This window comes from Microbulbifer celer (genome assembly GCF_020991125.1).
Classification (GTDB): domain Bacteria; phylum Pseudomonadota; class Gammaproteobacteria; order Pseudomonadales; family Cellvibrionaceae; genus Microbulbifer; species Microbulbifer celer.
Map to the genome: position 1 here is coordinate 1,328,789 of NZ_CP087715.1, position 13,848 is coordinate 1,342,636.

Annotated in this window: 11 protein-coding genes; 9 read left to right on the plus strand and 2 right to left on the minus strand. The window is 56.9% G+C overall.

Translation table 11 applies throughout. The annotated features are described in order from the left end of the window. Positions 1 to 79 precede the first annotated feature (79 nt). Both LPW13_RS05405 and LPW13_RS05410 read left to right on the plus strand, forming a co-directional pair. Entirely contained in the window at positions 80 to 2,917 is a 2,838-nt protein-coding gene (locus LPW13_RS05405) for a M16 family metallopeptidase (protein WP_230438412.1), read from the plus strand. A gap of 234 nt (positions 2,918 to 3,151) precedes the next feature. Further along, complete coding sequence (locus LPW13_RS05410; protein WP_230438413.1) at positions 3,152 to 4,480, plus strand: metal-dependent hydrolase family protein; 1,329 nt, start codon at positions 3,152 to 3,154, stop codon at positions 4,478 to 4,480. Positions 4,481 to 4,551: 71 nt separating this feature from the next. Here LPW13_RS05410 and LPW13_RS05415 read toward each other — a convergent pair whose 3' ends face one another. Both LPW13_RS05415 and LPW13_RS05420 read right to left on the minus strand, forming a co-directional pair. Next, the gene (locus LPW13_RS05415; RefSeq protein WP_230438414.1) at positions 4,552 to 5,301 is read right to left on the minus strand and encodes an SIMPL domain-containing protein; all 750 of its coding nucleotides are present in this window, start codon (positions 5,299 to 5,301) and stop codon (positions 4,552 to 4,554) included. A 79-nt stretch (positions 5,302 to 5,380) separates the two neighbouring features. After that, positions 5,381 to 6,589, minus strand: coding sequence for a hypothetical protein (locus tag LPW13_RS05420; RefSeq protein ID WP_230438415.1), 1,209 nt, complete (start codon positions 6,587 to 6,589; stop codon positions 5,381 to 5,383). 72 nt (positions 6,590 to 6,661) lie between these two features. Between LPW13_RS05420 and LPW13_RS05425 the strand changes: the two genes are divergently transcribed. The 7 genes from LPW13_RS05425 to LPW13_RS05455 all read left to right on the plus strand — a co-directional run bounded on the left by LPW13_RS05425 (position 6,662) and on the right by LPW13_RS05455 (position 13,811). After that, positions 6,662 to 7,102 carry a VOC family protein gene (locus LPW13_RS05425; RefSeq protein WP_230438416.1) on the plus strand — a complete coding sequence of 147 codons (441 nt, stop codon included), beginning with the start codon at positions 6,662 to 6,664 and terminating at the stop codon, positions 7,100 to 7,102. 71 nt (positions 7,103 to 7,173) lie between these two features. Continuing rightward, positions 7,174 to 8,280 (plus strand): hypothetical protein, encoded by a 1,107-nt coding sequence (locus tag LPW13_RS05430; RefSeq protein ID WP_230438417.1) that lies wholly within the window; start codon positions 7,174 to 7,176, stop codon positions 8,278 to 8,280. A 57-nt stretch (positions 8,281 to 8,337) separates the two neighbouring features. Next, complete coding sequence (locus LPW13_RS05435; protein ID WP_230438418.1) at positions 8,338 to 9,012, plus strand: GntR family transcriptional regulator; 675 nt, start codon at positions 8,338 to 8,340, stop codon at positions 9,010 to 9,012. Between the two features lie 11 nt (positions 9,013 to 9,023). After that, positions 9,024 to 9,332 carry a DUF6122 family protein gene (locus LPW13_RS05440; protein ID WP_230438419.1) on the plus strand — a complete coding sequence of 103 codons (309 nt, stop codon included), beginning with the start codon at positions 9,024 to 9,026 and terminating at the stop codon, positions 9,330 to 9,332. A 383-nt stretch (positions 9,333 to 9,715) separates the two neighbouring features. Then, positions 9,716 to 11,065, plus strand: a complete 1,350-nt coding sequence (locus tag LPW13_RS05445) for an aspartate aminotransferase family protein (RefSeq protein ID WP_230438420.1) — start codon at positions 9,716 to 9,718, stop codon at positions 11,063 to 11,065. 133 nt (positions 11,066 to 11,198) lie between these two features. Then, a complete protein-coding gene (locus LPW13_RS05450) occupies positions 11,199 to 12,590 on the plus strand; it encodes a glutamine synthetase family protein (RefSeq protein ID WP_230438421.1) in 1,392 nt (463 codons plus the stop codon). A gap of 387 nt (positions 12,591 to 12,977) precedes the next feature. Then, positions 12,978 to 13,811 carry an OmpW/AlkL family protein gene (locus LPW13_RS05455; RefSeq protein ID WP_230438422.1) on the plus strand — a complete coding sequence of 278 codons (834 nt, stop codon included), beginning with the start codon at positions 12,978 to 12,980 and terminating at the stop codon, positions 13,809 to 13,811. Positions 13,812 to 13,848: the final 37 nt, after the last annotated feature.

Here is a 13,848-nt window from a genome sequence, read left to right on the forward strand (position 1 = left end):
GGCGCCCGCTTTTTTGCCTACACTATCCCTACACATTAGACCTCCTTCGGTAATTACAACGGGATACTTCAGTATGGGAATGGGTAAGCTTTCCCGCGTCATTGTTGCGACTTCTTGCGTATTGTCAGCGTTGCTGATCGGATGTGAGCGGACGCGGGAAGCGGAAGTGGATTCGCATCCCAAAGCTGCTTTGTCGGCGGACAAAGAAGCTGCGGCAAGCAGCAAGACTGCGGCTCGTGGAAATGCGGCCTACGTAAAACCCCCTGAAATCGATATTCCATTTCATAAAGAGGTTTTAAAGAACGGTCTGACGGTGATCGTGCATGAGGACCGCAAGTCACCCATTGTCGCCATCAATATCTGGTATAAAGTCGGGTCCAAAGATGAGACCCGCGGCAAGACGGGCTTTGCCCACCTTTTTGAACACCTGATGTTCAACGGTTCGGAAAACTATCCCGGCGAGTATTTTGAGCCGTTCCAGCGCTCCGGTGCCACCAACATGAATGGCACCACCAGCAATGACCGCACGAATTATTTCGAGACGGTGCCTGTTGGTGCCCTGGATATGGCATTGTGGATGGAGTCGGACCGTATGGGGCACTTCAAGGGGGCCATCAGCCAGGACAAGCTGGACGAGCAGCGCGGCGTGGTGAAAAACGAGAAGCGCCAGGGCGAAAATGCGCCTTATGGCACGGCGTTTGATGTCATTGCCACCAGTACTTTCCCCTCAGATCACCCGTATTCCTGGACCACTATCGGCTCGATGGAAGACCTGGACCAGGCGAGTCTTGAAGACGTGAAACAGTGGTTCAGCGACTACTACCAGCCCGCTAATGCCATTCTGGTGATTGCGGGTGATATTTCTGTCAAAGAAGCCATGGAAAAGGCGCGGGAATACTTCGGGGATATTCCAAGCACCTCTGTGCCCGCGCGCATTGAAAACTGGGAGCTACCCACTCAGGTTAATAAACGCAAGGTGATGACCGATCAGGTGCCACAAACGCGTATTTACAAAGTCTGGAATGTACCTGCGATTGGTAGTAAAGACGAGGATGCACTGGACCTGATGACGTCGCTGCTGGCGAATCGCAAAAACTCTCTGTTGTACCGTCGACTGGTGCGTGACGAGCAGGTGGCCACCAGCGTCAGCGCCTATTACTACGGCCGCCAGCTGGCGGGCCAGTTGATCGTGATGGTCGATGTAAAGCCCGGGCAATCGGTAGAAAAAGTCGAGAAGCTGCTGGATGCGGAGCTGGCTGAATTCGCCAGTACTGGTGTGGATGGGGAAGAGCTGCGACGGATCAAGCAAAGTGAATTTGCCAGCCTGGTAAAAGGTCTGGAGAAAGTGGGGGGATTTGGCGGTAAGACCGATATCCTCGCCCGCTCCGAGTTTTACTATGGCGACCCGGGGGCGCTGATTGCGGGGCTGGAGAACTACGCCAAAGTTTCTGCCAGTGACGTGCAGAATGCGGCGCAGAAGTGGCTCAAACCGGAAAGCTTCACTCTCATCATCAAGCCCGAAGACAGCTACGCGGTAACGGGTAGCGATGTGGATCGTAGCAAGCTGCCGGCGGTGGATAAAACGGTCACCCTGGAGTTGCCGGAGCAGCAGACATTTACGCTGGATAATGGCCTCGAGGTAGTGCTGGCCGAGCGCCACGATACGCCGGTGGTATTGATGAATCTGCAGTATCGCAGTGGCGCCTCTGCCGACGGGGACCAGCCCGGGTTGGCATCGGTCGTTGCACGGATGTTGAGTGAGGGGGCCGGGAACCTCGACAGTCTTGCTTTCAGCGCCCGGCAGGAAGAGCTTGGGGCGAGTATCGGTGCCGGTAGCGGGCTCGACTTCAATTCCCTCAGCCTGTCTGCACTCAAAAGCCAGCTACAGCCTTCACTGGAGTTGTTTCGCGATGTGATCACCAGTCCGGTATTCCCCGAAGAGGATCTGACACGGGTGAAATCCAACTGGCTGGACTCCATTGCCCAAGAAGAGGCGCAGCCCCAGGGGTTGGCAATGCGCAAGCTGCCGCCGTTGCTGTTCGGTGAAAATCATCCCTACGGAGCGCCGCTTACAGGTTCCGGTACCCCGGAGGCGATCAAATCCATCACCCGCGATGATCTGGTGCAATTCCATCAGACCTGGCTGCGCCCGGACAATGCGCAGTTGACTGTGGTTGGGGATGTCACCCGCAAAGAACTGGAACCCCTGCTCAACAGTACCTTGGGGGGGTGGGTAGCTCCGAAGAGTGAAATCCCCGAGCTGGACCTGCCGGTAGTGGAGCGTCCGGAAGAGGCCCGCATTTTCCTGCTAGATCGCCCGGGCGCCCAGCAGAGTTATATCATGGCCGGACTGGTACTGCCGCCGTGGCAGCCGGACGGTGCAGAGGCATTTGAAGCCATGGCATCGGCAATCGCCGGTAAATTTACCTCTCGCGTCAACATGAACCTGCGCGAAGACAAGCACTGGTCATACGGCGCCCGCGCGGTGGCGATGGATACCGAAGCCCAGCGTCCGTATATTGTCTTCGCGCCAGTGCAGACGGATAAGACCGCACCCGCCATGCGTGAATTGCTCAAGGAGTACCGCGCCTATCTGGGTGACAACCCCATTACGGACGGTGAGTTGAAGGATTACCAGGACGATGAAGTCCTGAAACAGAGTGCGCGCTTTCAGACCAAAGGGCAGCTGCTCTCCAGTATCAGCTGGCAGCGTGAGAAGGGCATGTCTGCGGAGTACATCGCGAAGTATCCCGAGCGGGTCAGCGCACTGGACAAAGAGCAGGTCGAGGCATCCGCCAGAGAGTATCTGTCGCCGGATCAGTTTACCTGGGTGGTGGTGGGGGATCTGAGCAAAATACAGGACGAGATAGAAGCCTTAGGGCTCGGCCCGGTAGAAGTGTTGCCGTCTGAGAATTGATCCCCACCCCTGATTGACTCGCCTGTCTATGGCCCGGCCGCAACGCTATGGCGCGCGTCGGGCCTTTTTCTATCTGCACGGATTGCGTTAAATTGGCGCCTTTGCGCGCGTCCGGTGGTACTGTGCGCAGTCGAACTGAATAATAACAACACGACAACAAGACTGCGCTATCGGGTGTGCCGTTTACGCGGAAGTCCGGTAGTCGGTAACACGCCGATATTGGGGGGGTAGGTAGTGAAATTTCCTTTTAAAGGTACATGTAGAAGCGCAAGCTCACGGCTGAATCCACTGCTGATCGGGCTCGCGTGCACGCTGTTTTCCTCAGTGGTCTGCGCGGAAAAGCTGGCGATTCAGGCTGGCTGGCTGTTCGATAGCGAGCGGGGCAGACTGCTGGAAAAACGCACCGTACATGTGGTGGATGACCGGATTGAATCGGTAGAACGCGGGTTTCGCCAGCGTAGCGATGAAAAGGTGATCAACCTGCGGAACTACGCGCTGTTGCCGGGGCTGATGGATATGCATACCCATCTCGCATACGAGTATGGCCCCAAGACCTATGTGGAAACCTTTACCTGGAATCCTGCGGACTACACGTTGCGCGCGGTCAACACCGGCAAACGCACCTTGATGGCGGGGTTCACGACCGTGAGAGACCTGGGAGACAGCGGCAACGTTACCGTCAGTTTGCGCAACGCCATCAACCGCGGCGATATCGTGGGGCCGCGCATATTTACTGCGGGTAAATCCATTGCTACCACCGGCGGCCACGCAGACCCGACTAATGGCCATCGCCACAGCCTGATGGGGAGCCCCGGCCCTGCGGAGGGGGTGATAAACGGGGTTGCCAGTGCGCGGGAAGCGGTTCGCCAGCGCTACAAAGATGGTGCTGACCTGATCAAAATCACTGCCACCGGCGGTGTATTGAGTGTGGCCAAGAGTGGTCAAAACCCCCAGTTCATGGACGACGAGCTGGAGGCGATTGTCGCTACCGCGCGGGATTACGGCTTCACCATTGCGGTGCACGCCCACGGTAAAGAGGGGATGGAGCGCGCGATCCGCGCGGGGGTCGATTCGATCGAGCACGGCACCTACATGGACGATGAAACCATGGAGTTGATGGAGGATCACGATACCTGGTATGTGCCCACCCTGATGGCGGGTGACTGGGTTTCGCAGAAGTCGGCAGTGGAGGGGTTCTTTCCCGAGGTGGTTCAGGGCAAGGCGGCAACCATCGGTCCACGCTTGATGGATACTTTCGGTCGCGCCTACCGCAAGGGAGTGCGGATTGCATTCGGGACTGACTCCGGCGTAAGTCGCCACGGCGACAATGCCCGGGAGTTTGCGCTGATGGTAGAGGCCGGTATGAACCCCGCAGATGCCTTGCGCTCGGCCACCTGGAATGCGGCGGCGCTGTTAAACGCACAAGATCGCCTGGGGAGTATCAGCGCCGGAAAGCTGGCAGATATGGTGGCGGTTGCGGGCAACCCCCTGCAGGATATCGACACGCTGCAGAACGTCGAGTTTGTTATGAAAGATGGGAAAATATACAAACAGCCGGAATAATTTCCGCTTAGCCTGAATATGAAGAATCCCGCTAGCGATGATGCCAGCGGGATTCTTTTATTACGACAGTGCTACTTTTTCAGCTCGAAAACCAACTCAAGATTCACATTTACGGTGCTCTCACCGGGAGCGACCGGTGTGCTGGCGGAGTCCTTCGCTACCATAGCTGCTTCCGCGCGCATCATCGGGCGGGGCATGCCCCCGTGGCTGCCTTCAGAAATGCTGACAATACGCAGCACCTTGGTATCCAGCGCCTTGGCAAATGACTCAGCACGGGCTTTGGCCTGGGTGAGGGCCTTTTCGCGCGCTTCGGCCAGCAGAGGCTCCGGCTCACCGATGGAGAAGCTGGGGCCGTGAATCTGGTTGGCGCCGGCGGCGGTCAGGGCGTCGATGACTTTGCTCAGCTTATCCAGCTCACGCACAGTAATGCTCACGGTGTTGCGGGCCTGGTAACCGTTGATGGTGCGTTCGCGATTTTGCTGGTAATCGTAGCGCGGTGACAGGCTGATGCCGCTGGTCTGCACATCTTTCTTGTCGATGCCCGCTTTGTCGATGGCCTCCATCAGTTTTTCCATCTGTTCTGCATTGGCGGACATCGCCGCTTTGCTGTCAATGGCCTCAGTCACCACGCCAGCAGAGAGATTGGCGATATCCGGCGCCTGGCTGGCCTCGCCCTGGGCGGAAATGGAGACCAGTGTGCCCGATGGGCGTTCTCGATGCTCCGAGCCGCAGCCGGTACCGAAAATTACCAGGCCTGCGAGCAGGCCGGCGGAAAGCAATTTGAAGCTGTTTTGAAAGCCGGTTTGAAAGGTGTTTTGCATGGCGGATCCTTACTTTGCCAGGGAGAACTGATCGTTTAATTACGATGTTGTGTGTATTGTTAATTTTCCAGTATGAACATCAGGTGAACAGGCGTTCGAAATTTTCGTCCGCGGGATGGTAGATGGCAAACCCCAGACGGAGTAATTGTTGCCGGCGGTCACAGAGTATGCCCTTTGCCAGCAGTTCCTGCTGTAATTGTTCCGCGTTTTCGGCCGAACCACAGCGAAATGTAAAGAAGTGTCCGTGTCCGTTTTCCAGATCGTGGTAGATCAGGTTGTCACGATTGAGCAGCGGGTGTTCCGCAGCGTCCATGGCCGCTATAAAACGGCGCTGGTTGTTTTGTACGTAGCGGTGAATGGACGCCACCGAAATGCCGTCTTTTTCGAACAGCTCCAGTACCGCCAGCGCTTTATACAGCGCGCTGTAATCCATGGTGGCGCCGGCAAAACGCAGCCAGTCATTGCCATACCCCACACTGTCGTTGCGGTTCTCCAGTTCCGCCATCTCCGCAAACCAGCCTGTATTCAGCGGCCGCAACTGGCAGCCCCGAGGCACGCTCATAAAGCACATGCCTTCGCCGGCGCCCAGGTATTTGTAAGATCCCGCGGTGTAGAACACCTTGTCAGCGATAGCGGAAAGGTCCGTGGGGCGGGCGAAGAAACCGTGATAGCCGTCGATGACCATCTGCGTTGCTTCGGGCTTGCGGGCGGCGATGTCGAGCAGGCCGGGAAAGGCGACACCTGAGTCGAAAAACACCTGGCTGGCGTAGGCGAGGTCATATCGCCCGGACTGCAGCGCCTGTTCGAACCGCTCCGCCAGGGTATCAAAGGGTTGGGTGGCAATTCGCACCACTTCCACATTGGGCTGCTCTTCCATTCGCTGGAGCTGGCGGGCGAAACTGTAGAATTCGCCGTCGGTTGTCAGCAATCGCAGCGGCTGGCTGAGGTCAAAAGCGCTCAACAGGCGGTAAACTAGCTCATGGGTGTTGGGTGCGATGGCGATCTGCTCCGGGGCCGGCAGGGTCAGGTTGCGGGCAATCTGGCGCTGGAAGGCGGGGATCTTGTCTCCGAAAATCAAATCCCACTTGCGGTCTGCCAGTCTGGCGGCGTCTTGCCAGTACTGTTGCACCGCGTCTAGAGTTACGTCCGGCCAGTAGTGGTGGGAGTGGCACGCCATGTGCAACGGGCCCTGGGAGGCCTCTGCGGTGTCGAATGAGTCGCCGGAACGGTCTTCAGAGGCCGCTTTTTGTGCCGCCTGTAAAAACTGACGATAGTATTTTTGGTACATTTCGCTCTGGTATCTATGGGAGTAACTTAGTAAGTTGCTCGGCGATTGTAATCCCGCAAAGGAGTAGTTGCAGTGGAATATTTACACACTATGGTCCGCGTCGCAGACTTGGACGAATCATTGGCTTTTTATTGCGACAAGCTGGGGCTGGAAGAGGTCGCCCGCGATGACTATGAAAAAGGCCGCTTCACCCTGATATTTCTCGCCGCCCCCGGCGACAGGGAAACCGCACAGGAGAGCAAGCGTCCCTGTCTGGAGCTCACCTACAACTGGGATCCGGAAACCTATAGCGGTGGCCGTAACTTCGGGCACCTCGCCTATAGAGTCGACAATATCTACGAGACCTGCCAGCGCCTGATGGATCAGGGCGTCACCATTAATCGTCCGCCACGGGATGGTCATATGGCATTTGTACGCTCTCCCGACAATATTTCCATCGAGCTGCTGCAGAAGGGGGAACCCCTCGAGCCGCAGGAGCCGTGGGCCTCCATGGCCAATACCGGCGAGTGGTAGTTCCGGTGATTGGTAGTACCGGTGAGTGGTAACATCGGCGGTAAGCTGGATCTGGAAAGGGCCTGACGTCTGTGAAGAAAAGAAGTTGTGTCGTACTGGCGGGCGCTAATGCCGCTCGCCGGGTGCGGGAGGAAGGCCTGAACCAGAATATGGTGTCCACCCTGGTGGGCGCCTCTGGTGGGCCCAAGTGGCTGGCGATCAGTCAGCTCGATCGGGTTTTGATCGGGGAGTTTTTCCGCGATAGAAATCAGCCGATTGCGACTCTTGGGTCATCCATCGGCAGCTTTCGCAATATGTGTTACGCCACCGCCAGCCCGCTGGCGGCGCTGGAAAAGCTCGAATACGGCTATATCAACCAGGTCTACGACAGTGAAAAACCAACCCCGGCGGAAATTACTGCCGCGGGAGAAAAGATTCTGCGCGAAGTCCTGGGAGAGCAGGGCGCCCGTGAGGTGGCCGAGAACCCGGTCTGGCACAGTCACTTTGTGACGGTGCGCGGCCGTGGTCCCCTGGCCAGTGAACGCAAGGCCGTGTTGGGGCCGGCCCTGTTGGCATCCGCGCTGGCAAATGCGGTCAGCCGTCGCACCTTGCGGGCATTCTGGGATCGGGTGGTTTTCCATTCGCAGGCCCAGCCCTCGATCGCGTTTCGCAATCTGTCCACCGTCAATACGCGCCTCAGCCCCGATAGTGTGTGCCCGGCGGTACTGGCCAGTGGCTCCATTCCACTGGTGATGGCCGGTGTGCCAACGCCGGAAGGGGCACCCGCGGGTAATTACCGCGACGGCGGGATCACTGACTATCACTTTGATCTGGGTTTCCAGCATCCGGATGGACTGGTCCTGTATCCGCATTTCTTCCCCTATCTGGTACCGGGCTGGTTTGACAAGAGTTTTCGCTGGCGCTGGGTGCGCGGTGGTGCCATGCAGAATGTATTGCTGGTGGCGCCGGCACCGGATTGGGTGGCGAAGCTGCCGTTTGGCAAGATTCCGGATCGCGATGATTTCATCCAGCTGACTACCGATGAGCGGCTCAAGTATTGGAATCAGGTCACCGAGGCCGGCAAACAGGTGGCGGAGGATTTCTACGAATTGTGGCAAACTGGCGCCATAGCCGACGAGATGATTGAAGTTGGCAGTGACCAGGCCCCACATAAGCTGGCTCTGGCAATGTCCGCCTGATCCGGGTTAACCCAGAAAGCCGTATCCCAGAAGAGGCCCTATGCCAGAAGAAGCCCTATGAAAGACGCCGAGTTTACCGAGCCGCAGGAGGCGTTCCGTACCACCCAGGAGCGGGTGTATTACCAGGTGCGTGACGCCATTCTGCGGGGGCAGTTCCTGCCGGGTAACGCCATTACGATCCGTGGTCTGGCCGCAGAACTGGATTGCAGCCCGATGCCCGTGCGCGAGGCGCTGCGCCGCCTGACATCCGAAAGGGCACTGGAACTCTCTGATACCCGGCGGGTGCGGGTACCCAGTATGACCCCAGAGAAGCTCGCAGAGATCTGCGCCGCGCGGGTAGCGCTGGAGTGTCAGGCAGCAGAGCAGGCGCTGCCCAATGTCGGCGAGGCCGAACTGGCTCAACTGCGGGCCCTGGACGATCGTGTAACCGGCGCGCTGGCGAACAGGGATATTCAGGATTATGTGGCGGCCAACCTGGAGTTCCACTTTACCCTCTACAAGCTTGGGCGGCCCCACATCATTCTCTCCCTGATCGAAAGCCTCTGGTTGCAGACTGCGCCTCTGCAGCATCTGGTATTTCAGCGTTTCGGTGTACAAGAATTACCTGACCGCCACCAGGACTTGATCGAAGCCATTGCCAGTCACGATGTCCAGCGGGTGCGCACCGCCATTCGTCAGGATATCGAGGAAGGTCTCGGGTCTATCTCCGACGAAGAATTATTACAGTCCTGAAGTAAAAACAGATGTTCAATTTTCTCCATATCCTTCTGCACTTTGTGGTACCGGTTGCAGTTGCCTGGTTCTTTTTCCGTTCCGAATGGAAGCGCGCTGCACTCATCATGTTGGCCGCCAACCTGGTGGATCTCGACCACCTGCTCGCCAACCCGATTTACGACCCCGATCGCTGCAGCATCAACTTCCATCCTCTACACACCATGTTCCCCATTTCTTTCTATGGGGCGATGATGTTCTTACCATGGAAGCCGGTGCGCTGGTTGGGCATGGGGCTGGTCATCCATATGTTGCTGGACGCGGTGGATTGCGCGTTCTGAAACGGAGTGCATCAGTGGGGCGCAATCAGCGCCCCGATGATTGAGATAGCTCAATTCTCCTCCAGGGCTTCCCGTTGTCCTGTCTTTCTCCCTTCTTTTTTCCCCGTCTTTCGGTTTTCGGCGCTTGCTCGCCCGACTCCCCTTCCTTGTCTGGTGGTTCTGAGTCTGGTGGTTTTGACCCGTATTTCCTCATTATTCCGTCAGGGTAACCGCTTGACTCTTGACGCTTGAAAAGGGGCGCTGGGCCGCTCTGACTATAGTGTTATGCCCATCGACCCGTATTCGTCATGGGGTGGGTTGCGTTTCTTTGGGGAAGCGCTCTAGAATGTGATCACATTTTGCGGGCGACCACCGCTGGCGCCTTGAGATTCAGGAGTGAGTGCATGAACAAGAATCAGTTACAACAGCATGACCGCGAGCACCTGCTGCACCCGTTTACCGATTTCCACGACCTCGGCAAGCAGGGTACCCGTGTGATCACCAGCGCCGAGGGCGCCTACATTAGTGATATTGATGGTCACAAAATGCTCGATGGCATGTCGGGCCTGTGGTGCTGCAACCTGGGCTATAGCCGTCGCGAGATCTCGGAAGCGATCTACGAGCAGCTGAACAAACTGCCGTTCTACAACAGCTTCTTCCAGTGCACGACCGTGCCGTCCATCGAACTGGCGGACATGCTGGCGGAAGTTACCCCAGCGAAAATGAACAATGTGTTCTTTACCGGCTCCGGTAGTGAAGCTAATGACACCAACCTGCGTATTATCCGCCGCTACTGGGACCTGAAAGAGCAGCCTGAAAAGCGTATCGTGATTTCACGTAAAAATGCCTATCACGGTTCTACCATCGGTGGTGCCAGCCTCGGCGGGATGGGCGGTATGCACAAGCAGTTCCAGGCACTGGATTACATCGAGCACATCCAGCAGCCGTACTGGTTCGCCGAAGGCGGCGATATGTCGCCGGAAGAGTTCGGCATTTATGCCGCCCGTTGCCTGGATGAGAAAATTCAGGAGCTGGGGCCAGAGAAAGTAGCGGCGTTTATCGCCGAGCCGATCCAGGGTGCGGGCGGTGTGATCATTCCACCGGAAACCTACTGGCCGGAAGTCAAAAAAGTGCTCGATCAGTACGACATCCTGCTGGTGATGGATGAGGTGATTTTCGGTTTCGGCCGTACCGGTGAGTGGTTTGGCGCCGACTACTACGGGATGAAGCCGGATCTGATGACATTCGCCAAAGCAGTCACCAACGGCTACTTCCCGCTGGGTGGCACCATGGTGAGTGATCGTGTGGCAGATGTGATCAAGGCCAAGGGCGGTGAGTTTACCCATGGCTACACCTATTCCGCGCACCCCGCTGCCTGTATGGCCGGTATTGCGACCATCAACATTCTGCGCGATGAAAAAATCATCGACAATGTGCGCGATACCACCGGCCCTTATCTGGCCAAGCGCTGGGCCGAACTCTCGGAGCACCCGATCGTCGGTGAAGCCCGCTCGCTGGGCCTGGTCGGTGCGTTGGAACTGGTGAAGGACAAGAACAGCCGTGCCCGCTTCGATGACGACTGTACCGCTGGCGCTGTCTGCCGTGATATGAGTATCAAGCATGGTCTGGTGATGCGCGCCACCGGCGATACCATGATCATCGCGCCACCACTGATCATGACCACCGAGCAGATTGATGAGCTGGTGGAAAAGGCGCATCGTGCGTTGGATGATACCGCCAAGGCCATGGCCTGATACGCCAAGCCCTGCAACAGGACGCGGAGCAGCGTCTTTGTTGCCGGGGCTTCACGCGAGGCCCACTGGAATTGGACGCCCGCCCTTGCGTAGGGCGGGCCCGCTTTTTTATTCAATAATGTGAAACCGATTTATGGCAGCAGCAGAACAACAATATCGGCCGTCCCCGGCGTTGATCGAAGCGTCGGAACAGTTTCTCGAACAGCATCCGGACCTGAAATGGATCGAGGGGTTTACCTTCGATATCAACGGGGTGCCGAGAGGAAAGTGGTTGCCGGCTGATTCCGCTCGCAAATTACTTGGCGGCGGGCTGCAGATGCCCCGTAGTGCCGTCAGCCTGGATATCTGGGGGCGAGACATTGAAAACAGTCCTCTGGTTTTTGCCAGTGGTGACAGTGATGGTGTCTGCCTGCCCGTTGGGCCGATAAGTCTCGCACCCTGGCATCGGGAGCAGACAGCACAACTGCAGATGCAATTGTTCGAGGCCGATGGTTCCGATCTGTACGCAGACCCAAGATCACAGTTGAAGAAGGTGATCGAGCGGTTGGGGCAGCTTGGCTATAAAGCGGTTTGTGCGACGGAACTCGAGTTTTACCTTCTGCGAGAAGGTGCGGATGATCTCGGGAGACCGCGCCCGGTCAGCGAAAATGACGCTTCGCTGGTGCCATCCACGGATGTTTACGATCTCGCTGAACTCGATGCCCAGCGCCATTTCTTTGCCGACGTGCGCGCTGCCTGTGAAGCACAGGGGATCCCGGCGGATTCCATCCTCTCCGAGTGTGCACCTGGGCAGTTCGAGATCAACCTGCTGCATTGTGATGATCCGCTGAAGGTCGCGGATCAGACTCTGTTGTTCAAGCGTTTGCTGAAGGGGGTGGCCCGCAGCCATGGCCTGCGGGTAAGCGCGATGGCGAAACCCTTCGGGGATCAGGCGGGCAACGGTATGCACGTGCATATGAGCCTGATTGATTCTGACGGCAACAACGTATTTGACGATGGTTCAGATGAGGGGACTGATCTGTTGCGTCATGCGATTGCCGGGATGATGGAGACTGCCAATGATGCAATGGCAATCTTCGCTCCCCATGCCAATTCCTATCGCCGCTTTCAGGAAGGCAGCCACGCGCCACTGAACCTGTGCTGGGGTTACGACAACCGCACCGTCACATTCCGTGTTCCCGCCAGTGAGCCCAAAGCGCGGCGAATAGAGCACCGGATTGCCGGTGCCGATGTCAATGCGCATCTGGTACTGGCGGCGATCCTGGCGGGCGTCTGTCACGGGCTGGAAAATAAATTACAGCCGCCCGCTGCAGTGGAAGGGGATGCCTACCAGGTTGAAGGATGTGATCAGTTGATCAACACCTGGGGTGGGGCGCTGGAGCGGTTCGCTGACAGTTCACTGTGGCAGGAATACTTTGACCCGAAATTTGTCGAACTGTTTGTTTTGCTGAAGCAGCAGGAGCAGGCGGAAATTGCCGCCCGAGTAACGGACGTGGAATACGAAAGTTACTTGCAGCGGGTTTGATAGGAAGCCCGGGCAAGAGGTCGGCGAGTTGTGCGACAAGGCGTGGCTTCCAACCCGGGTTAAATGGCTTTGGTGACATTGTTCGACAGCGGGGGAGCCGGCTCTGCTATACCTAAATACAGACAGCTGTGGGCAAGTGCAAGCAGCGTGTCGAAAGCTCTCCTCCTGAAAGTGTGTTCGAGAAAACTGGCCCGCCATCTGGCGGGCATTTTTTTTGCCTGAAGAAAAAATGCGGAAATTTCTTCCCAAGGTGGCGTCATTGCTTAGAAGCAGCTTGCTGAATTTCTGAAAAGTGCGCCTATACTGAAGCTAACCGCATGCATGGGTCGCAGTCAGGAACGTGCCCAAGCGGCCATGGAGCTTTTCAGAGTTAAAAGGAGTTAACCGATGAATCTTAAGCGCCTCTACCTCCCCCTGTGCATGGTGGGTTTTGCCGGGTTGGCAGCGCAACCGGCATATTCGCAGTCTGCCTATGATGGTTCTGTGCTGATCCGCGTTGGCGCATCTTATGTAGAACCCGACAAGCATGTTTATTCAGAGCATCTGCCTTTTTATGCCGACGATCCCCTGACCGGCACCACCGACGTGCCGATCGATGAAATGGTGCCCGCGGATGTGTTTGTCGATGTCGACCTGGATGATGATACAACCTGGTATATCAGTGCCGCGTGGATGGCTGCTGACCACTGGGGAGTGGAGCTTTATCACTCTCATAGTGCGGATCTCAGTGCCAGCCTGTACTCGGACGCCTATGCAGAAGGTATGGTGATGAATGAATTCACCGCAGGTATCGGTGATTTCGAAACGAACACCACCAGCTTGCTGGCGAACTGGTATCCACTGGATGCTTCCTGTTTGATCCAGCCCTATGTGGGTGTCGGTGTTTCCTATGTGGATATCGACCAGGATTTTGTGCGCCCGGTCTTTGATGATCAATATGGCCGTGAGGGTTACCTGAACTTCGGTAGCGAATTCGGCTGGACTGCCCAGATTGGTGTAGATTTCAACTTTGGCCGCGACAGTGCCTGGCAGGTCAACGCTTCTGCCATGTATGTCAGCGCCAACCCGGAATTTGAAATGGGATACAACACACCAGTCAGTGTTCCGAGCTTTACCAACCCGGTGACAGATCCTGCGATTTATCCGGTACGTATTAAGGATGATCTGGATATGGATCCCTGGATCTTCAATCTTGGTGTGGGTTACAAGTTCAGCTTCTGATCTGAAAATCGCTCCATAGTTTGAAGCCCCGGCTGCT